The organism is Flavobacterium adiutor (assembly GCF_048282555.1).
Lineage (GTDB): Bacteria > Bacteroidota > Bacteroidia > Flavobacteriales > Flavobacteriaceae > Flavobacterium.
The window spans coordinates 4,242,342-4,260,637 of record NZ_CP182487.1 but is presented as its reverse complement, the minus strand read 5'-3'; the positions used below and the strand labels follow the sequence as shown (position 1 = coordinate 4,260,637).

The 18,296-nt window shown below is 33.5% G+C and carries 18 protein-coding genes; 13 read left to right on the top strand and 5 right to left on the bottom strand.

Going from position 1 to position 18,296, the window contains the following annotated elements; all coding sequences use genetic code 11:
- Positions 1–292: 292 nt before the first annotated feature.
- The 6 genes from rlmN (at position 293) to dnaG (ending at position 7,518) form a co-directional block, all read left to right on the top strand.
- Positions 293–1,336: a 23S rRNA (adenine(2503)-C(2))-methyltransferase RlmN gene (gene rlmN / locus ACNC7R_RS17985; RefSeq protein ID WP_417942400.1), complete on the top strand. Its 1,044-nt coding sequence runs from the start codon at positions 293–295 to the stop codon at positions 1,334–1,336.
- Between the two features lie 410 nt (positions 1,337–1,746).
- Positions 1,747–2,724 carry a polyprenyl synthetase family protein gene (locus ACNC7R_RS17980; RefSeq protein ID WP_417942399.1) on the top strand — a complete coding sequence of 326 codons (978 nt, stop codon included), beginning with the start codon at positions 1,747–1,749 and terminating at the stop codon, positions 2,722–2,724.
- 198 nt (positions 2,725–2,922) lie between these two features.
- Positions 2,923–3,483: an RNA polymerase sigma factor gene (locus ACNC7R_RS17975; protein WP_417942398.1), complete on the top strand. Its 561-nt coding sequence runs from the start codon at positions 2,923–2,925 to the stop codon at positions 3,481–3,483.
- Complete coding sequence (locus ACNC7R_RS17970) at positions 3,470–4,183, top strand: hypothetical protein (protein WP_417942397.1); 714 nt, start codon at positions 3,470–3,472, stop codon at positions 4,181–4,183. The genes ACNC7R_RS17975 and ACNC7R_RS17970 overlap by 14 nt, the downstream gene beginning before the upstream one ends.
- A 92-nt stretch (positions 4,184–4,275) precedes the next feature.
- Positions 4,276–5,322: a hypothetical protein gene (locus ACNC7R_RS17965; protein WP_417942396.1), complete on the top strand. Its 1,047-nt coding sequence runs from the start codon at positions 4,276–4,278 to the stop codon at positions 5,320–5,322.
- Between the two features lie 132 nt (positions 5,323–5,454).
- Positions 5,455–7,518 (top strand): DNA primase, encoded by a 2,064-nt coding sequence (gene dnaG, locus ACNC7R_RS17960; protein WP_417942395.1) that lies wholly within the window; start codon positions 5,455–5,457, stop codon positions 7,516–7,518.
- Here dnaG and ACNC7R_RS17955 read toward each other — a convergent pair.
- Positions 7,515–8,144, bottom strand: coding sequence for a LuxR C-terminal-related transcriptional regulator (locus tag ACNC7R_RS17955; RefSeq protein ID WP_417942394.1), 630 nt, complete (start codon positions 8,142–8,144; stop codon positions 7,515–7,517). The genes dnaG and ACNC7R_RS17955 overlap by 4 nt on opposite strands.
- A 92-nt stretch (positions 8,145–8,236) precedes the next feature.
- Positions 8,237–9,043: an NAD(+) synthase gene (nadE, locus tag ACNC7R_RS17950; protein ID WP_417942393.1), complete on the bottom strand. Its 807-nt coding sequence runs from the start codon at positions 9,041–9,043 to the stop codon at positions 8,237–8,239.
- A 98-nt stretch (positions 9,044–9,141) separates the two neighbouring features.
- Here nadE and gldB point away from each other — a divergent pair, with 98 nt between their 5' ends.
- Both gldB and gldC read left to right on the top strand, forming a co-directional pair.
- Positions 9,142–10,098, top strand: coding sequence for a gliding motility lipoprotein GldB (gene gldB, locus ACNC7R_RS17945; protein WP_417942392.1), 957 nt, complete (start codon positions 9,142–9,144; stop codon positions 10,096–10,098).
- On the top strand, positions 10,098–10,433 hold the full coding sequence (gldC, locus tag ACNC7R_RS17940; RefSeq protein ID WP_417942391.1) for a gliding motility protein GldC: 336 nt from the start codon (positions 10,098–10,100) through the stop codon (positions 10,431–10,433). Before gldB ends, gldC begins: the two co-directional genes overlap by 1 nt.
- A 46-nt stretch (positions 10,434–10,479) precedes the next feature.
- Here the strand turns inward: gldC and ACNC7R_RS17935 are convergent, their stop codons facing one another.
- The 3 genes from ACNC7R_RS17935 to ACNC7R_RS17925 all read right to left on the bottom strand — a co-directional run bounded on the left by ACNC7R_RS17935 (position 10,480) and on the right by ACNC7R_RS17925 (position 12,705).
- On the bottom strand, positions 10,480–11,106 hold the full coding sequence (locus ACNC7R_RS17935) for a hypothetical protein (protein WP_417942390.1): 627 nt from the start codon (positions 11,104–11,106) through the stop codon (positions 10,480–10,482).
- A gap of 170 nt (positions 11,107–11,276) precedes the next feature.
- A complete protein-coding gene (gene yihA / locus ACNC7R_RS17930; protein WP_417942389.1) occupies positions 11,277–11,897 on the bottom strand; it encodes a ribosome biogenesis GTP-binding protein YihA/YsxC in 621 nt (206 codons plus the stop codon).
- A 43-nt stretch (positions 11,898–11,940) separates the two neighbouring features.
- Positions 11,941–12,705 (bottom strand): alpha/beta fold hydrolase, encoded by a 765-nt coding sequence (locus ACNC7R_RS17925; protein WP_417942388.1) that lies wholly within the window; start codon positions 12,703–12,705, stop codon positions 11,941–11,943.
- 376 nt (positions 12,706–13,081) lie between these two features.
- On the opposite strand from ACNC7R_RS17925, the gene mraZ reads away from it, so the two are divergent.
- The 5 genes from mraZ to ACNC7R_RS17900 are packed head-to-tail and all read left to right on the top strand — an operon-like array spanning position 13,082 to position 18,258.
- Positions 13,082–13,555 (top strand): division/cell wall cluster transcriptional repressor MraZ, encoded by a 474-nt coding sequence (gene mraZ, locus ACNC7R_RS17920; protein ID WP_417942387.1) that lies wholly within the window; start codon positions 13,082–13,084, stop codon positions 13,553–13,555.
- Complete coding sequence (rsmH, locus tag ACNC7R_RS17915; protein WP_417942386.1) at positions 13,530–14,438, top strand: 16S rRNA (cytosine(1402)-N(4))-methyltransferase RsmH; 909 nt, start codon at positions 13,530–13,532, stop codon at positions 14,436–14,438. Before mraZ ends, rsmH begins: the two co-directional genes overlap by 26 nt.
- 12 nt (positions 14,439–14,450) lie before the next feature.
- On the top strand, positions 14,451–14,798 hold the full coding sequence (locus tag ACNC7R_RS17910) for an FtsL-like putative cell division protein (RefSeq protein WP_417942384.1): 348 nt from the start codon (positions 14,451–14,453) through the stop codon (positions 14,796–14,798).
- Positions 14,789–16,798: a penicillin-binding protein gene (locus ACNC7R_RS17905; protein WP_417942383.1), complete on the top strand. Its 2,010-nt coding sequence runs from the start codon at positions 14,789–14,791 to the stop codon at positions 16,796–16,798. The genes ACNC7R_RS17910 and ACNC7R_RS17905 overlap by 10 nt, the downstream gene beginning before the upstream one ends.
- Positions 16,795–18,258, top strand: coding sequence for a UDP-N-acetylmuramoyl-L-alanyl-D-glutamate--2,6-diaminopimelate ligase (locus ACNC7R_RS17900; RefSeq protein ID WP_417942382.1), 1,464 nt, complete (start codon positions 16,795–16,797; stop codon positions 18,256–18,258). Before ACNC7R_RS17905 ends, ACNC7R_RS17900 begins: the two co-directional genes overlap by 4 nt.
- Positions 18,259–18,296: the final 38 nt, after the last annotated feature.

The window sequence follows — 18,296 nt, the reverse complement described above, 5'->3', positions numbered from 1 at the left end:
AATACACAGCAGATTAAATGATAAAAATCATAGTCAAAATTGTTTTAAAGGACTATATAATGATACCGCAGAATGTTTATAAATGAAATCAGGCTAATGAAATCATTTTTGTTTTGGGTTTAAATGTTTGTTTATGTTGTGATTATTGTATTAGAATATCTTTTGTGTTTAAAGATTACTTAAGCTGGTTAAAAAAGTGATATTTTCCTAAAATAACCTTAAAAATGGAGCTTTTATGGAAGAATGATTCTAAAACGCATCGAAAAACAACAAAAGTGATTAAATTTGCACCATGCAAATCGAAAAAAAAGACATAAGAGCCTTATCAAAAGATCAGTTACGTGAGTTTTTTGTTGCAAATAATGACAAAGCGTTTCGCGGAAATCAGGTTTACGAATGGTTGTGGAGTAAAGGAGCACATAGCTTTGATGATATGACCAATGTAGCAAAACCTACCAGGGCGATGCTTGAAAATAACTTTGTAATCAATCATATTAAGGTTGATACCATGCAGCGTAGCAGTGACGGAACTGTGAAAAATGCTGTTCGCTTGCATGATGGTCTGGTAGTGGAGTCTGTTTTAATTCCTACTGAAACAAGAACAACAGCTTGTGTTTCCAGTCAGGTAGGCTGCAGTCTGGATTGTAATTTTTGTGCGACATCGAGATTAAAGCGTATGCGAAATCTGGAACCGGGTGAAATTTACGATCAGGTACTGGCAATTGATAAAGAAAGCCGTTTATATCATAATCATCCACTTTCGAATATCGTTTTTATGGGGATGGGAGAACCTTTGATGAATTATAACAATGTCATCAAAGCAATCGACATGATTACTTCTCCGGAAGGTTTAGGGATGTCGCCAAAAAGGATCATGGTTTCCACTTCCGGAATTCCTAAAATGATCAAAAAAATGGCCGATGATGATGTTAAATTCAAATTAGCAGTTTCCCTTCACTCTGCGATTGATGAAGTTCGTGCACGAATTATGCCCTTCAGTCAAAATTTCCCCTTAAAAGATTTACGGGAAGCCTTGGAATACTGGTACAGGAAAACCAAAAGCAAAGTCTCGTACGAATATGTAGTCTGGAAAGGAATCAATGACGATAAAGCCTCAGTTGATGCTTTGGTTAAATTTTGTAAATATGTTCCCTGTAAAGTAAATTTAATAGAGTACAATCCAATTGATGATGGTGAATTTCAACAGGCTTCAGAAGAATCCATTATGGCCTACATAAAAGCGTTGGAAAATATAGGAGTAGTAGTAAAAGTACGCCGAAGCCGCGGAAAAGATATTGATGCTGCCTGTGGACAATTGGCCAATAAAGAAGCATAAGATTAACACTAAAAATATAAAAGCATTAAAGACAAGATTTGTACTTGTTTTTAATGCTTTTCTTTTTGGGCAAAAAAGGTTGTTTTCAAATCTATTTCTGTAGTTATGTCGTCTTTAATTATGTTTATAAAAGTGTGCGGGCATTGTTGGAATAATCAGCATTGAGGTTTGTACCATTTTTATGAAGTGTAGTTTTTACTTAAAATAAATGCCCGTATGTATGCGTATTCTGCAGTATAAATTTTGTATTCATAATAAATAATTTAAGCTTTCCTTTTACTTAAAGGCTTTAAATTAAGTATTAGAATTGGATATTTTTTTGGATATTTTAGAATTAGCACATAAAAAAATGTTATACTAACCTAAATAAACAACGTTTTTTTATTTAAAATAGTATATTTGAAAGCGAAATGAATATTACCTCTCAAATAAAACAGCCTATTTTTAGCGAAATGGAACTTTTCGAAAAAAAGTTCCATGAATCCATGACTTCAAAGGTTGCATTATTAAATCGTATTACCTATTATATTGTAAACCGAAAAGGAAAACAAATGCGTCCCATGTTTGTTTTTCTCACTGCAAAAATGGTTTCAGGAGGTACTGTAAATGAGAGAACGTATCGTGGCGCTTCTGTAATTGAGCTGATTCATACCGCAACTCTGGTTCATGATGATGTGGTTGATGACAGTAATCGTCGACGCGGATTTTTCTCGATAAACGCACTGTGGAAAAATAAAATAGCGGTTTTGGTGGGGGATTATTTACTTTCAAAAGGATTGCTGCTTTCCATCGACAACGGCGATTTTGATCTTTTAAAAATCATTTCAGTAGCAGTTCGCGAAATGAGCGAAGGAGAATTACTTCAGATCGAAAAAGCAAGAAGACTCGATATCACCGAAGAAGTTTACTACGAAATCATCCGCAAAAAAACGGCAACACTTATTGCGGCCTGTTGTGCGCTTGGTGCCAGATCCATAATCGAGGATGATATACAGGTCGAAAACATGCGCAAATTTGGAGAGCTTATCGGAATGGCTTTTCAGATCAAAGACGATTTATTTGATTACAGTGAAGAAGCCATCGGAAAACCAACCGGGATCGATATTAAGGAGCAAAAAATGACTTTGCCTTTAATACATGTTTTAAATACCTGTTCCCCGCAGGAAAAAAAGTGGCTGATAAACTCCATCAAAAACCACAACAAAGACAAAAAACGCGTTAAAGAAGTGATTGCCTTTGTAAAAAACAACAATGGTCTCGCTTACGCCGAAAACAAAATGGTGCAGTTCCAACAGGAAGCACTTTCTCTTTTAGAAAATTACCCGGATTCTGAATTCAAAGAGGCACTTACCCTGATGGTGAACTACGTTATTGAAAGAAAGAAATAGTTTCCGTAATTAAATAATTAGAAAATTTTACAATTAGATAATTGATTTTATTTCGTTGTAAATCAGTCCGTAGTGTTTTTATTATTGGAATTTTGATTTTTTTTTTGAATTTTTTTCTACTACATACAACCATTTTAAAACTTATCTCGTCTATGCTAATAGAAGTCTGTTAGTAAAACAAAATCTGAACGCTTATTAATGAAAATTATTCAGTTACATCAGGAGGAAACTAAAATCATAAAGTTGGCTGTCGAAAATAATCGACAAGCGCAACAACAGATTTACGGTAAGTATTCTTCGAAAATGTTAAGTGTTTGCCGTCAATATATAAAGGATATTCAATTGGCAGAAGATGTAATGATTACGGCTTTCATGAAAGTGTTTACCAACTTAAACAAATTTGAACACAAAGGAAGTTTTGAAGGCTGGATCCGCCGAATTATGGTGAATGAATGCATTTCATATTTAAGAGTTCAGAAAAAAGTAAAATTTGCTGAGGATGAATTTTTTACAGAAGAAAGTTTCAACGAAATCGACAGTCGATTTACGGTAGAACAGATTCAATTTTTAATAGATGCTTTGCCCGACGGCTATAAAATGGTTTTCAATTTATATGCGATTGAAGGCTACAAGCACAATGAAATTGCAAAGATGTTAGGAATTAATGAAGGAACATCGAAATCGCAATTATCGCACGCAAGAAAAATGCTGCAAACACAAATTACTATTTTAAAAAAACAAGATAATGGAACCGAATAATTTTGAAAAGGATTTCCGTGTAAAACTAAACCAACGCAAAATTGAACCAAGCGATAAAGCCTGGGATCGATTAGACGCCATGCTGAGTATTGCTGAAGAAAAGCAGTTTCTAAACAAAAATAAATGGATCTATATAGCTGCGAGTGTTGCAGGCTTTTTACTGATTGGGACATTTTTCTTTAATAACCAGAAAAAACCAGTCGAAGGTTTAAAAAATACTGTTGTAATTGAGGAAAGTACAAAGAAAGATAAGGCAGTAAAACCAATTCTAAAAGTAATAGACCGGGTTAAAACAGAAGTTGTAACTTCAGAAAAAGAATCCATCCAAAACTCAAATAAAAAACAGCACAAACTAAATCCAGAGCCTAATATAAACCTTAAAAATGAAAACAATCAAATAGTGGAGTCTTCAATCATCATCAAAAACAATCAGGGAAAACAATCAATAAATAATCAGGCTTCAGTTATCGAAAATTCAAAAAAGGAAACTGTAGATCAATTATTAAACTCAGCTGAAAAAACAATTGTTGCAGAGAATTCATCGAAGAAAAAATCAAAAGTAAAAATCAATGCTGATGATTTACTGAATCAGGTAGATGGCGAACTGGAACTTTCGTTTAGAGAAAGGATAATCACAGCAGTAAATAAAAATTACCAAACGGTAAAAGTAGCTGTAGCGAATAGAAATCAAAAGGAATAAAATAGCATTTTTGATTTTATGAAATAGCATATTGCAGCGTTAAACATTAATAAATTAGAATTAAAAATCATCAATCAAATTAAAAAATCATCATGAAAAATTTTACTATTTACCTCGTTATTTTAGTTTTCTTATTTGTCAGTAAAGTACTGGGACAGGAAACTTTTGAATCCAGAGCAAAAAAAATTGCCAATAAAATTGAAAAAATAACAAAGGAAGAAAAAGAAACTTTAAAAGTAGAAGTAGAAGCTGTAAATATACAGTTGTCAGAAGGGAAAATTACAAAGGAACAAGCCGATAAGCGAAAAAAGGAGCTCGCAGAAGCCAGAGCAGTAATTATTGAAGAAAAAGTGGTTTTGGCACAAGATGAGCTCAATGATTTGGTGCAGCAGAAAGTTGACGGAAAAATTAAAGAGGATTCGGTCAAAAAACATAAATTAGTCATTCATTGGAATGATAAAGACTGGAAAAATAAGTCAGATAAAGATTCTATTCACGGTGAAAAAAGAACCACTTCACAATTCGTATTTGCTTTAGGTTTAAACAATACAATGATAGATGGGGACCTTCAGGATTCAAAATATAAATTTACGGGCTCTCATTTTTATGAATGGGGTTTGACTTATAACAGCAGATTGCTCAAAAATAACAACTTATTGCATGCGAAATACGGACTTTCAGTAATGTATAATAACATTCGACCAGCAGATAATCGCAGTTTTGTTGTAGATGGTGACCAGACAGATTTAGTGACAAATCCAATACACTTAAAAGAATCTCGTTTTAGAAATGTGTATTTAGTGGCGCCAGTTCATTTAGAATTTGACTTTTCGAAAGAAGGTCAGAATGGTGACAAAAGGTATTTTAGAACACATAAAGGGTTTAGAATGGGATTTGGAGGTTATGCAGGAATAAATGTAAAATCGAAACAGATTTTAAAGTTTGAAGATAATGACTATAAAACAACCCTAAAAACAAAAGGCGATTTTAATGTCAATAATTTCATTTACGGACTGAGTACTTACATAGGTTATAAAGAAACAAGTTTGTATTTAAAATATGATCTGAATCCTCTTTTTCAGGATAATCTAATAAAAGAAAACAATATTTCTTTAGGGATAAGGTTTGATTTTAATTAAGAATAAAGTTTTGAATTTAGTTAATTGAAAGTACTTCGAAAGAGGTACTTTTTTATTTGAAACCATCAAATTTCAAGATTGATTTATGTATTTTTACAGGCTTTAAAATTTAAAAAAAAAATATTTCACGTTTTGATATCACAAAGTACAATTGATGCTGTTTTTGAAACTGCTCGCGTAGAGGAGGTTATTGGCGATTTTGTCAATTTAAAGCGTGCAGGAAGTAATTTCAAAGGATTGAGCCCTTTCTCAGATGAGCGCTCGCCATCATTTATGGTTTCGCCTGCAAAAGGAATCTGGAAGGATTTTAGCTCAGGGAAAGGCGGTAATTCTGTTGCTTTTTTAATGGAGCACTCTCATTTTACGTACCCCGAAGCCATTCGTTATTTAGCCAGAAAATACAATATTGAAATTGAGGAAACAGAACAATCTGAAGCAGAAAAAGCCATAACAGATGTTCGCGAAAGTATGTATCTGGTTTCGGAATTCGCAGCAAAATATTTTCATGATACGCTTTTAAATTCTGAAGAAGGAAAAGCAATCGGGTTATCGTACTTTAAGGAGAGAGGTTTTACAAATGAAACCATCAAAAAATTCAATTTAGGATATTCGCCTGAAACCTGGGATGCTTTAACCAAGGAAGCATTAGGAAAAGGTTATAAATTAGAATTTTTAGAAAGTACCGGTTTAACCATTGCCAGAGAAGATCGTCCGTTTGACCGTTTTAAAGGGCGTGTAATGTTTCCCATTCAAAGCATGTCGGGTCGCGTTTTAGGATTTGGAGGGCGTATTTTGACTAATGATAAAAAAGCGGCTAAATATTTAAACTCACCTGAAAGTGATATTTACCATAAGAGTAAAGTGCTTTACGGAATTTTTCAGGCCAAACAATCAATTGCCAAACAAAATAATTGTTATCTGGTTGAAGGTTATACAGATGTAATTCAGTTTAATCAGGCCGGAATTGAGAATGTGGTTGCTTCTTCAGGTACCGCTTTAACACCGGATCAGATTCGTTTAGTCAATCGTCTGACAAGAAATATTACCGTACTTTTTGATGGAGACGCTGCAGGACTTCGTGCTTCTATCCGTGGAATCGATTTGATACTTGAAGAAGGTATGAATGTAAGGGTTTGTGCTTTCCCTGACGGCGAAGATCCAGATAGTTTTGCCCGAAAAAATTCTTATGAGGATCTGGTTGCTTATTTAGAAAATAATAGCAAAGATTTTATACAATTCAAAGCTTCAATTTTGATGAACGAAGCCAAGAATGATCCGATAAAAAAAGCAGATTTGATTCGGGACATGGTAACAAGTATTTCTAAAATACCAGACCGTATTCAGCGTGAGGTATATATTCAGGAATGTGCCCGAATAATGGATATTTCTGAGCAGGTTTTGGTTAGTACTTTGGCGCAGCTTATTCAAAAAGATATTACAGAGGCTAATAAAAAACAAAAGCAGGAACAAAAACCTTTTCAGGTTTATAAAAACCAAAATCCCAATACGGGTTATTCCGGCGGAGATCCGGAAGATCCAAGAAATGGTCCACCGGAGGATTATTATCCAGGAGCGTCAGGATATCCTGCACAGCAACAAGCTGATAAGGTTGATATCTTATACCGCTTAGAACGAAAGGTAATTGAAATTTTATTGCTTTATGGTGATAAAACAGAAGAATTTGAAGATGTTCTTCTAAAAAATAATGAAGAGGGAGATGTTGTGATGGTAACTGAAAAAAAAGAATACAAAGTTTTTCAGCGAATTTATTTGAGTCTGCAAGAAGATGAAGTTGAGCTGTCTAATACTTTATTCCGTGATATTTTTAAAGATTTAATTGATTTTTATCTTCAAAATGAGAAATTTAGCCTAGAGCAATATTTAATGCGTTTACAGCCTGAATTTGCTCAGGAAGTTACAGATATTTTAATGGAAGATGAAAGGTTAACACTGCATAATTGGGAAGGGCAGAATATTTTTACAAAGGGGAAACATGAAACTGTAGCGCAATATGTTACAGAAACTGTGATGTCTATGCGTTGGTTTTTGGTTGGGAAAATTATTGAAGAATTAAAAAGCTCCATACGACCTGATAATTCAGATAATACAGAGCTTTTGTCAATGGTAATGGATTACTCAGGTTTAGTTAATTCGTTTTCAAAAAAACTAGGAAGAGTAATGTCCAGATATCATTAAATAATTTCTAAAGTTTTAGCTTTATTAACTAAGTCAACTAAATTAGTAACATTTAATTTAGTCAAAAGTCTTAGTTTATAAGTACTAATTGTTTTTTCGTTCAGGTTTAAAATTTTAGAAATTTCATTGTTTTTCTTACCGTCACTTAAGTAACGTAGCACTTCGATTTCACGGTTAGAAAGTTTTCTGTACAAACGTTCACTTTTACTTTGTTTAGCAATAAGTGCCATGTTTTTACGTACAGTCTCATTAATAATAACTTTTCCTTCGTGTACTTTAATAATTGAAATACCTAATGTTTCAAGTTTTTCAGTTTTGTGCACATAACCGGAAACACCCGCTTTGATTGCGTTAGGAGCATACATTTGCTCAGCCAGATCACTGAAAATAACAATTTTCGTTTTTGGAAAGTTTTTCAGAATAGACTTTACTTCAAAGATGCTTGAAAGACCTTCTAATTCCAGATCGAGAATTAAGATGTCAATCTCCTTTGTTTGAAGAATGTCTCTTACCATTGAAAAATTACCTACATTGGCGACAATTGAAATTTGGTCATGGTCTTTAAAATACGACTTAACGCCAAAGTGAGTCACAGGGTGGTTGTCTGCTAGACATACTTTAATCATAATTTTACCTTTTTAGAATTGTTCATTGTTTTTGGAGCTGTAAAATTAATAAATAAATTCTGTAGTTTATAACAGTCAAATGTTAAAAAAAATTATTTTAACGTTTTTGGGATCTCACAAACAGGTATTGCTTCCATTTTATGTTTGTTGCTGGTGTTTAAATGTTTATAAATTTCAAATACAATTTTTTCACGTCCGCTGAAGTCAGCTCCTGTATTTCCTGCTTCTTCGGCAAGCATGGCCCATTCGAGTTCATCATAACTTGCTCCTAACTGATCTTCATCAGTTCTGTTGTCACCAAATAGCCCATCCGTAGGTGCAGCTGTTAAAATTGAATTTGGAACTCTTAAAAATTCTCCTAAAGCATATACATCTGATTTCATTAAATCTGCAATCGGGCTCAAGTCAACTCCTCCGTCACCATATTTTGTATAAAAACCAACGCCAAAATCTTCTACTTTGTTCCCTGTTCCGGCAACTAAAAGTCCGTGAATTCCTGCCAGATAATATAAAGAAGTCATCCGTAAACGGGCTCTGGTGTTCGCCAAAGAGAGATTTAATTTTGTTTCGTCTTCTGATTTTGGTACTGCTGTTTTGAATGCTTCAAATGTAGCTGTTAAATCAGTAGTCGTGCTGGTGACATTTGGAAAGCGCTTCTTTAATTGTTCAATATGTTCTCTTCCTCTTGAAACCTGGCTTTCTGCCTGATGAATAGGCATTTCAACACATAAAACCTTTAAGCCGGTCTGAGCACATAAAGTAGAGGTAACAGCAGAGTCTACTCCGCCGGAAATTCCAATTACAAAACCATTAACTTTTGCGTTATTAGCATAATTTTTCAGCCACTCTACAATGTGGGTATTTACTTTTTCTGTTTGAATAGTGCTTTTTTTAGCCATAATAATTCAGGTTTTAAAATGTAGGGATGTATATTTGCACAAATATTTTTAAGTATATTTTTACTTAAGATAAGTAACACAAATCTAATTAAAATAAAATGAAAATATATCGCTTTGTAGTGGTTCTGTCATTGTTTTTTTTGTCGTGTGATCAAAAAAATAAAGTAGAAAAAGCTGTTGAAGAAATTCCGGTTGATATTAAGGTAGAACGTTTTGATAAAGTTTTTTTTGAGAGTAAACCTGAAGATTTACCAAAAGTAAAAAAAGAGTTTCCTTTCTTTTTTCCTCCGGGAAATGACGATAATGTTTGGTTGAGCAAAATGCAGGAACCAATCTGGAGAGAAGTTTATACTGAGGTTCAAAAAAAATACTCAAATTTTGAGCCTGTTCGTCAGGAGTTTAATGTGCTTTTTCAGCATTTGAAATATTATTTTCCAAAAATCAAAACACCTAAAGTTATTACAGTAATAGGTGAAATGGATTATAATGCCAAAGCTATTTATGCAGATAGTCTGGTTATTGTTGCTTTAGAGTTGTATCTGGGCAAGGATCATAAATTTTATCAGTTTCCAAATTACCTTAAGCAAAACTTTGAAGAAAAACAAATTATGCCGGATGTAGTTTCAAGTTTTACTTACAGAAATATTCCTCCGTATGAAGATAAAAATCTGATTTCCCAAATGATTTTTGAAGGGAAGCAGTTGTATGCTAAAGATTTGCTTTTGCCTGAGTATATGGATGCTGAAAAAATAGGTTATACGCCCGAACAGATAAAATGGTGTGAAGAAAACGAAGCGTACATGTGGCGCTATTTTATAGAAAAAGAAATGCTGTATAGTGTAGATCCTAAGCTTACAACCCGTTTTGTTGCTCCTGCTCCTTTTTCTAAATTTTATCTCGAAATTGATAACGATTCCCCAGGAAGAGTAGGTGCCTGGATTGGCTGGCAAATAGTCCGTTCGTATATGAAAAATAATACTGTAACTTTGCCTGAATTATTAAAAATAAATGCCAAAGAAATTTTCGAGAACTCAAAATACAAACCTAAGAAATAATGTCAGATACAATAAAATCAGAAATTAAGTTCAATATAGAATTAGATGAAAACCGTGTGCCGGAAAAATTATCATGGACCGCTAAGGATGGAGGTGTAGAAGATGAAGAAGCAAAAGCAATTATGCTTTCTATCTGGGACAGCAAAGCCAAAGAAAGCATGCGAATTGATTTATGGACAAAAGATATGCCGGTAGATGAAATGAAAATTTTCTTTCATCAAACATTAGTTGCCATGTCAGATACTTTTAAGCGTGCTACAAACGACGAAAAAATGGCAGACACGATGAAAGATTTCTGTGATTATTTTGCAGAAAAATTGGAACTCACCAGATAAAAAAGTTAAATTCCGATAAATAAAAAATCTCAAATCATATTATAAGTCATGATTTGAGATTTTTTTTCTCCTGATAGGTTGGTAGGCGATTTACAGGTTTGATGGAAATCTTTTTAATGTCATTTATGATTTTTCTGTAACATCCCATTATTACTACTGATGTCGGATAGTTTGTAATACTTAGCTCTTCTTCTAAACATCCTCCTGCGGCCCGGGAGTAAATTATTTCGCCTCGATTCAAATCGTACACTTCTAAAATCACTTCTGCATATGTCATTTGTTTTTTATAGTAAAAATGATTTTGAAATTCAAAACTACTAAAGTCGTTTTTTGCATTTTTACATTTTATATTGACATAATAATCGGTATCAGCTGCTTTTTTGAGATCCAAAATTGCTGCTTTATCTAATTTCAATGGTACTTGTTTTGTAGTGAAGTATTTTCGTTCGTCCATTGAATACTTAACTCTCCTTCCTAAATATTTAGAAAAATCAGCCATTACAGCATGGGTGAGTTTTGTTTTAGTATTTTGATCGACTTCAATATCGCCTATAAGCCAGGTGCCTTTAGAAAAATCCAGTGTGTTAACTTTATCTGTACTGTGTAAAAAGTAGTGGGTGACATTGCAGGAAGATAAAAATAATAAAAGTAAATAGTAAAGAGTTTGCTTCATAAAGAGTCAGGTTAATTTGGGTCAAATATAATTTAAAAAAGATAATGCTTTACGGTTGAGTCTAAAATAAAAAAAATCAGATTCAAATAATTGTAATAAATAAAAAATCTCAAACCCTATGATTTAAACGGAATTTGAGATTTTGTATTTAGTCATCTTTTTTATAGAATTTAAAACCCGGATTTGTTTTTAAAAACTTCCTGATTTACTTCGTCAATATAAGAAAGTAGTTCCTCTTTTCCGATTGATTCTGTAGATGATGTTACAAAATACTGCGGCATTTCCGCCCAGTTATTTGCGTACATTTGTTTTTTGTATGCAGCAATGTGAGAGTCAATTTTTACTTTACTGATTTTGTCTGCTTTTGTAAAAATAATACAAAACGGGATCTCGCTTTCACCCATATAAGACATGAATTCAATGTCGATATTCTGAGCCTCGTGACGTATGTCTATTAATACAAAAGCACAAACTAATTGTTCTCTGGTTTCAAAATAATCTGTTATGAATTGCTGAAAAACAGATTTTGTTTTTTTGGAAACTTTGGCGTATCCGTAACCTGGCAAGTCGACCAAAAACCAATTATTGTTAATTTTAAAATGATTTATTAGTTGTGTTTTTCCAGGCCGTCCGGAAGTCTTTGCCAGATTTTTATGATTGGTAAGCATGTTAATCAAAGAAGACTTGCCTACGTTCGATCTTCCTATGAATGCGTATTCAGGTAAAAAATCCTGAGGGCATTTCGTGACTTCGGAATTGCTGACGATGAATTCGGCGCTATTGATTTTCATGATTTGTATTTTAGCTTTTATAATAAAAAAGTTTTTTTAGATACTATAAATTCTTTTTAGTTAGCCATTCTTCCAGAATTTCATTAAATTCCTTAGGGTGTTCCATCATCGCTGCATGTCCGCATTTATCTATCCAGTATAACGATGAATTGGGTAATAATTTATCAAATTCTTCAGCAACATTTGGGGGGGTAACAGTGTCATTTTTGCCCCAGATGATACAGGTTTCTACTGTCATTTTTGGTAAATCTTTTGCCATATTATGACGAATAGCACTCTTTGCAATTGTTAGTGTTTTTATAAGTTTAATACGGTCATTTGCAGTTGCGTATACTTCATCAATAAGTTCAGGAGTGGCAATTTTTGGATCGTAAAATACATCTTCCGCTTTCTTTTTAATGTATTCATAATCGCCTCTTCTTGGATAGCTGTCCCCCATGGCGCTTTCATAAAGTCCGGAACTTCCTGTTATTACAAGTCCTGCTACTTTTTCAGGATATAATTTTGTGTGGTAAAGAGCTATATGTCCTCCTAATGAATTTCCTAATAAAATGACCTTGTCAAAACCTTTAAAAGTGATAAAATCTTTAACGTATTTAGCAAAGCTCTTTACATTGGTTTTTAAAATGCTTTGGGTATATATTGGCAAATCAGGAATTACAACTTTGTATCCTTTCGATGGGAAATGTTGTGCTACACCATCAAAGTTACTAAGTCCTCCCATTAATCCGTGTAAAATTACGATAGGGGTTCCTTCTCCAGCTTCAAAATAGCTGTATTTGCCTTCTTTTTTGTAGTGTTTGTCCATTTAATCTAATGCCAATTTCAATTTCGACAAATATAGGGTTTAATAAATTAAAATGAATTTTTGCTGCTGTTTTTTAACTACATAATTTTTGTCGAATTTATAAAGTGCTTAAATATCAGTTTTTTTACTGTTTTTAAAATGGATGGATAATGTTAAGAAATTAAAATAATAAACATTTTTTTAAGAAAAATACGCTTTATTTTTTAGAATTAATTAGGGATATTATTAATTCGTTTGTAATTACTTAAGGTATTGATAATCCAATAATTAAGGTAATCCGGAAGGAAGTGGGTAAACTTATTAACAAAGTGGTATATTGTGGTAAAATGTGGTAAAATTTTTTATATTTTTGCTGTATAACATGTTAATCCATTTTTTGAACACAATTGTAGGAACATATGAGTGTAAAGTCGATGCTAAAGGGAGGTTAATGATACCTGCGCCTTTAAAAAAGCAATTGGCTTCTTCTCTTCAGGATGGTTTTGTTCTGAAGCGTTCCGTTTTTCAGACGTGTTTAGAATTGTATCCAATGGATGAGTGGAATTTGATGATGCAAAAAATTAATAAGCTGAATCGTTTTGTAAAAAAAAACAATGATTTTATCCGCCGGTTTACTGCAGGAGTAAAAGTGGTAGAGATTGATGCATTAGGGAGGTTGTTAGTTCCAAAGGATTTGGTTTCTTTTTCAAATATTTCAAAAGATGTGGTTTTCTCATCAGCAGTTAATATTGTAGAGATTTGGGATAAGGATTTATATGAAAAATCAATAAGCGGCGAAGATATGGATTTTGCAGATTTAGCCGAAGAGGTAATGGGAAATATTAATGACGACGACAATGGAATATCATAATCCGGTTTTGCTTCATCCTACAGTTGATGGTTTAAATATTAAACCTGATGGAATATATGTAGATGTAACTTTTGGTGGCGGAGGTCATTCAAAAGAAATTTTGAGAAGACTGGGGCCGGATGGAAAGCTGTTTGCTTTTGATCAGGACGAGGATGCTCTTGAAAATGCATTGCCAGATCAAAGGTTTACTTTGATTAATGAGAATTTCAGGTTTATAAAAAGGTTTTTGCGTTTTCACGGAGTAAAAAGTGTAGATGGCATTTTAGCGGATTTGGGAGTTTCGTCTCATCAGTTTGATGTTCCTGAAAGAGGTTTCTCTACAAGATTCGATGCTGGACTCGACATGCGAATGAGTCAGAAAAATGATTTAAATGCATACAGAGTTGTAAATGAATATGATGATGCGAACTTAAGAAGAGTCTTTCTTGATTATGGCGAATTGAAAAATGCCCCAGCCTTGTCAAGAACTATTATTGAGGCGAGAGAACATAATCCAATTAGAACGACTGATGAATTAAAAGAGGTTCTGGCGAAATATTTACCCGAAAGACTTCGAAATAAAATATTAGCTCAGATTTATCAGGCGATACGTATTGAAGTAAATCAGGAAATGGATGTTTTGAAAGAGTTTATCGAGCAGTCGCTGGAAATCTTGAAACCGGGAGGAAGGTTTTCTGTAATCTCTTATCATTCATTAGAAGACAGGCTTGTAAAAAGATTCATTAAAAACGGAATGTTTGAAGGAGAGCCAGAACGCGATTTTTATGGTAATTTTTCAGTGCCATTTAAAACCATTGGAAAATTAATTGTTCCTGATGAGGCTGAAATTAAAATGAACAATAGGGCGAGAAGTGCAAAATTAAGAATAGCAGAAAAGATATAATATATAGGTAGAATGAAAAGTGGTGTGTTTAACATATTAAAAGCAAGGTTTCTGATACATGATGATGCTGTAAAAAACTGGCGATTCATTGTTTTTATCATTCTTCTTGCTATAATAATGATAGCAAATACACAACGATATGAGCAAAAAGTATTTGAAATTGCAAAACTAAGTAATGAAGTTAAAGAATTAAGGTCTGAGTTTGTAGATCGGCGCTCAGAATTGATGAAGTTAAAAATGGAGTCAACAATATCGAATAAAATGCTTGAAAAGCAAATTTATCCATCCACTGTTCCTCCTGTGAAAATAGAAGTTAAAAAAGAAGAAGAAAAAAGTTTCTTTCAAAGAATATGGCAGTAGAAGATAAGCATATATCCTACAGAATTTACCTTGTAGCAGTTTTCATCTTTTTGATGGCAATTGCTATTGTCGTTAAATTGACCAATATTCAGTGGGTTGAGGGAGATTATTACAGAAAACTGGCAAAACAGCGTACAGTCAGGAATTTTGTAATACCGGCAAATAAAGGAAATATTTATTCAGCAGATGGAAGTTTACTGGCTACATCAATACCTAATTATGAAATACGGTTTGATTCAAGAGCACCTAAAGAAGAAAATTTCGAGAAATATATTAAACCTCTTTCAGATTCTTTGTCTTCTATTCTTGGAAGACCAAGTGGTTATTATCAGAATGAATTGAGGAAAGCGAGAGCAAATAAAAATCGTTATTATCTAATTGCCAGAAACCTGAGTTATACGGATTACGTGAGAATTAAAGGGTTTCCATTATTTAATTTGGGGGCTTTTAAAGGAGGGATAATTGTTGAACAGGAAACTGTCAGAAAGCACCCAATAGGTAAAATTGCAGAAAGAACAATAGGTTATGACAGAATCGATCCGGCTACGGGTGTTGAAGTTGGAAAAGGAATAGAATGGGCATTCAAAAGTTATCTTAACGGAAAAGATGGTAAAATCTTAAAGCAAAAAATTGCTAAAGGGCAGTGGAAACCTATTCGTGATTTGAACGAAGTTGATCCTATAGATGGTTACGATGTAATCTCAACAATTGATGTTTTTATTCAGGATATTGCTCACCATGCTTTGTTGAAACAGTTAGAAGATTATGAGGCTCATCATGGGTGTGTGGTTGTTATGGAAACCCAAACGGGGCATGTAAAAGCCATTTCAAATCTGGGAAGACAGGAAGACGGATCTTATACTGAAACAACAAATTATGCTGTAGCAGAGTCTCACGAACCGGGGTCGACTTTTAAATTGGTAGATTTAATGGCAATTTTAGAAGATAAGGTTGCTGATACAAGTACGGTATATGATAGTCATGGTGGTGTAGTTAAATATTACGGAAGATCTGTGAGAGATTCGCATGCTGGTGGGTATGGAAAAATTTCATTGGCTCGTGGATTTGAACTTTCATCTAATACAGTAATGGTTCAGGCGGTTTACGATAATTATAAAAGCAATCCGTCAAAATTTGTAAATCATATCAAAAATTTTGGTTTGGATAAAACCTTAGGATTGCATTTTAAAGGAGAAGGAAGACCAATTATTCCACATCCAGGAGATAAAAGCTGGTCAGGAATTTCACTTCCATGGATGGCTTTTGGATACGAAGTTTCGGTTACACCTATGCAAACGCTTGCATTTTACAATTCGGTTGCCAATAATGGCGTAATGGTACGACCTCAATTTGTATCTGAAATTAAAGAATGGAACAAAACCATTAAAAAATTTGATACAGAAGTGATCAATCCAAAGGTTTGTTCACCGGAAACGATTAAAAAATTAAAAGCTGTTTTATTGAATGTGGTTAAAAGAGGGACGGCTTCTAAACTATATTCAAAAGATTTTTCTATGGCAGGAAAAACAGGAACAGCTCAGATGAATTATGGAGGAAAAGAAGGTAAATCAGCATTGTATTATGCCTCTTCTTTTGTTGGGTATTTTCCGGCAGATCATCCGAAGTATTCTTGTATTGTAGTGGTTCATAAACCCAATACGGCTAAAAACAATTATTATGGGGCAGATGTTGCAGGGCCGGTTTTTAAAAGAATTGCCCAAAAAATATTTACCGATGCGCCTTCAACAAATAAAATTAAGTTTTTAGACTCTAAAATTGCAAAACAGGAATACAGTTATGATAAGTTTAATGTCGAGTCTAATAAAAAAGCAAAAGTGATTCCGAACCTCAAAGGTATGCCAGGTATGGATGCGGTTGCTCTGCTTGAAAACTTAGGATTAAAAGTAAGAATAAACGGAGTGGGAAAAGTAAAGAATCAATCGATTCCGGCTGGTCAGAATATTAATAAAAACACAATTATAGTATTAGAATTATCGTGAAAATACTAAAAGATATATTATATAAAGTAGCTATTGAATCTGTAACGGGTTCAACAGATATAGCCATTCATAAAATAGATTTTGATTCAAGAAAAATTGAAGAGAATGATGTTTTTATAGCTATCCGCGGAACGCTTTCTGATGGTCACAATTATATTGAAAAAGCAATTGAGTTAGGGGCGACAGCAATTATCTGTGATACATTGCCGGAAAATGTTGAAAAAGGAATTACATACATACAGGTAAAAGACACTAATACGGCTCTTGCTTTTATGGCGGCTAATTATTTTGATAATCCTTCCGGAAAATTAAAACTAGTTGGAGTAACGGGTACAAACGGAAAAACAACCATTGCGTCTTTATTATTTCAGTTGTTTCAAAAAGCAGGTTTTAAAGTTGGTCTACTATCAACAGTAAAAATCATGGTTGATGAAACTGAATATAAAGCAACGCATACAACTCCGGATTCAATTACCATCAATTATTATCTAAATAAAATGATTGAAGCTGGCGTAACGCATTGTTTTATGGAAGTGAGTTCACATGGAATTCATCAAAAAAGAACAGAAGCGCTTCATTTTGTTGGAGGAATTTTTACAAATCTCTCACACGATCATTTAGATTATCATCCAACATTTGCGGAATACAGAGACGTAAAAAAGTCGTTTTTTGATTCATTGTCTAAAACAGCTTTCGCTTTATCAAACATTGATGATAAAAACGGTGCCGTGATGCTTCAGAATACTGTAGCAAGAAAACTTACGTATGCTTTAAAAACTTATGCAGATTTTAAAGCACAGATTTTGGAAAGCCAGTTATCCGGATTATTGCTAAAAATAAATGATAATGAAGTTTGGGTTAAACTGATAGGTACCTTTAACGCCTATAATATATTGGCTATTTATGGAACTGCGGTTGAATTGGGTCTTGATGGTCTCGAAACGTTACGTTTATTATCTGATTTAGAGAGTGTTTCAGGTCGTTTTCAGTATATTGTTTCAGGAGATAATGTGACAGCAATTGTTGATTATGCTCACACGCCTGATGCGTTGGAAAATGTTTTAAAAACGATTGACGACATTCGTACTAAAAATGAACAATTGATTACAGTTGTAGGTTGTGGCGGGAACAGAGATAAGGCAAAAAGACCGATCATGGCGCAAATTGCTACAAATTTAAGTGATAAAACTATTTTAACTTCAGATAATCCAAGAAATGAGGATCCTGAAGTTATTTTGAACGAAATGGAAGAAGGTGTTGAACCTCACAATTACAAAAAAATCCTGAGGATTACGGACAGAAAGCAGGCTATAAAAACGGCTTGTCAATTGGCTCAAACCAATGATATTATTTTAATTGCAGGCAAGGGCCACGAAACATATCAGGAAATAAATGGTGTACGTCATCATTTTGATGATATGGAAACGGTAAAAGAAATTTTAGAACAACTAAATAAATAACAAAAATGGAGTTCCTATCCCGAAGCCTCGGGAAAAAA

Coding starts and splice junctions, on each gene's coding strand:
- ACNC7R_RS17910 (WP_417942384.1), top strand. CDS start 14,451: ATGAAAAGTGGTGTGTTTAACATATTAAAAGCAAGGTTTCTGATACAT.
- nadE (WP_417942393.1), bottom strand. CDS start 9,043: ATGGCTAAAAAAAGCACTATTCAAACAGAAAAAGTAAATACCCACATT.
- yihA (WP_417942389.1), bottom strand. CDS start 11,897: ATGAAAATCAATAGCGCCGAATTCATCGTCAGCAATTCCGAAGTCACG.
- ACNC7R_RS17935 (WP_417942390.1), bottom strand. CDS start 11,106: ATGAAGCAAACTCTTTACTATTTACTTTTATTATTTTTATCTTCCTGC.
- ACNC7R_RS17980 (WP_417942399.1), top strand. CDS start 1,747: ATGAATATTACCTCTCAAATAAAACAGCCTATTTTTAGCGAAATGGAA.
- ACNC7R_RS17965 (WP_417942396.1), top strand. CDS start 4,276: ATGAAAAATTTTACTATTTACCTCGTTATTTTAGTTTTCTTATTTGTC.
- rsmH (WP_417942386.1), top strand. CDS start 13,530: ATGACGACGACAATGGAATATCATAATCCGGTTTTGCTTCATCCTACA.
- ACNC7R_RS17975 (WP_417942398.1), top strand. CDS start 2,923: ATGAAAATTATTCAGTTACATCAGGAGGAAACTAAAATCATAAAGTTG.
- ACNC7R_RS17955 (WP_417942394.1), bottom strand. CDS start 8,144: ATGATTAAAGTATGTCTAGCAGACAACCACCCTGTGACTCACTTTGGC.
- gldC (WP_417942391.1), top strand. CDS start 10,098: ATGTCAGATACAATAAAATCAGAAATTAAGTTCAATATAGAATTAGAT.
- gldB (WP_417942392.1), top strand. CDS start 9,142: ATGAAAATATATCGCTTTGTAGTGGTTCTGTCATTGTTTTTTTTGTCG.
- ACNC7R_RS17970 (WP_417942397.1), top strand. CDS start 3,470: ATGGAACCGAATAATTTTGAAAAGGATTTCCGTGTAAAACTAAACCAA.
- ACNC7R_RS17905 (WP_417942383.1), top strand. CDS start 14,789: ATGGCAGTAGAAGATAAGCATATATCCTACAGAATTTACCTTGTAGCA.
- rlmN (WP_417942400.1), top strand. CDS start 293: ATGCAAATCGAAAAAAAAGACATAAGAGCCTTATCAAAAGATCAGTTA.
- ACNC7R_RS17925 (WP_417942388.1), bottom strand. CDS start 12,705: ATGGACAAACACTACAAAAAAGAAGGCAAATACAGCTATTTTGAAGCT.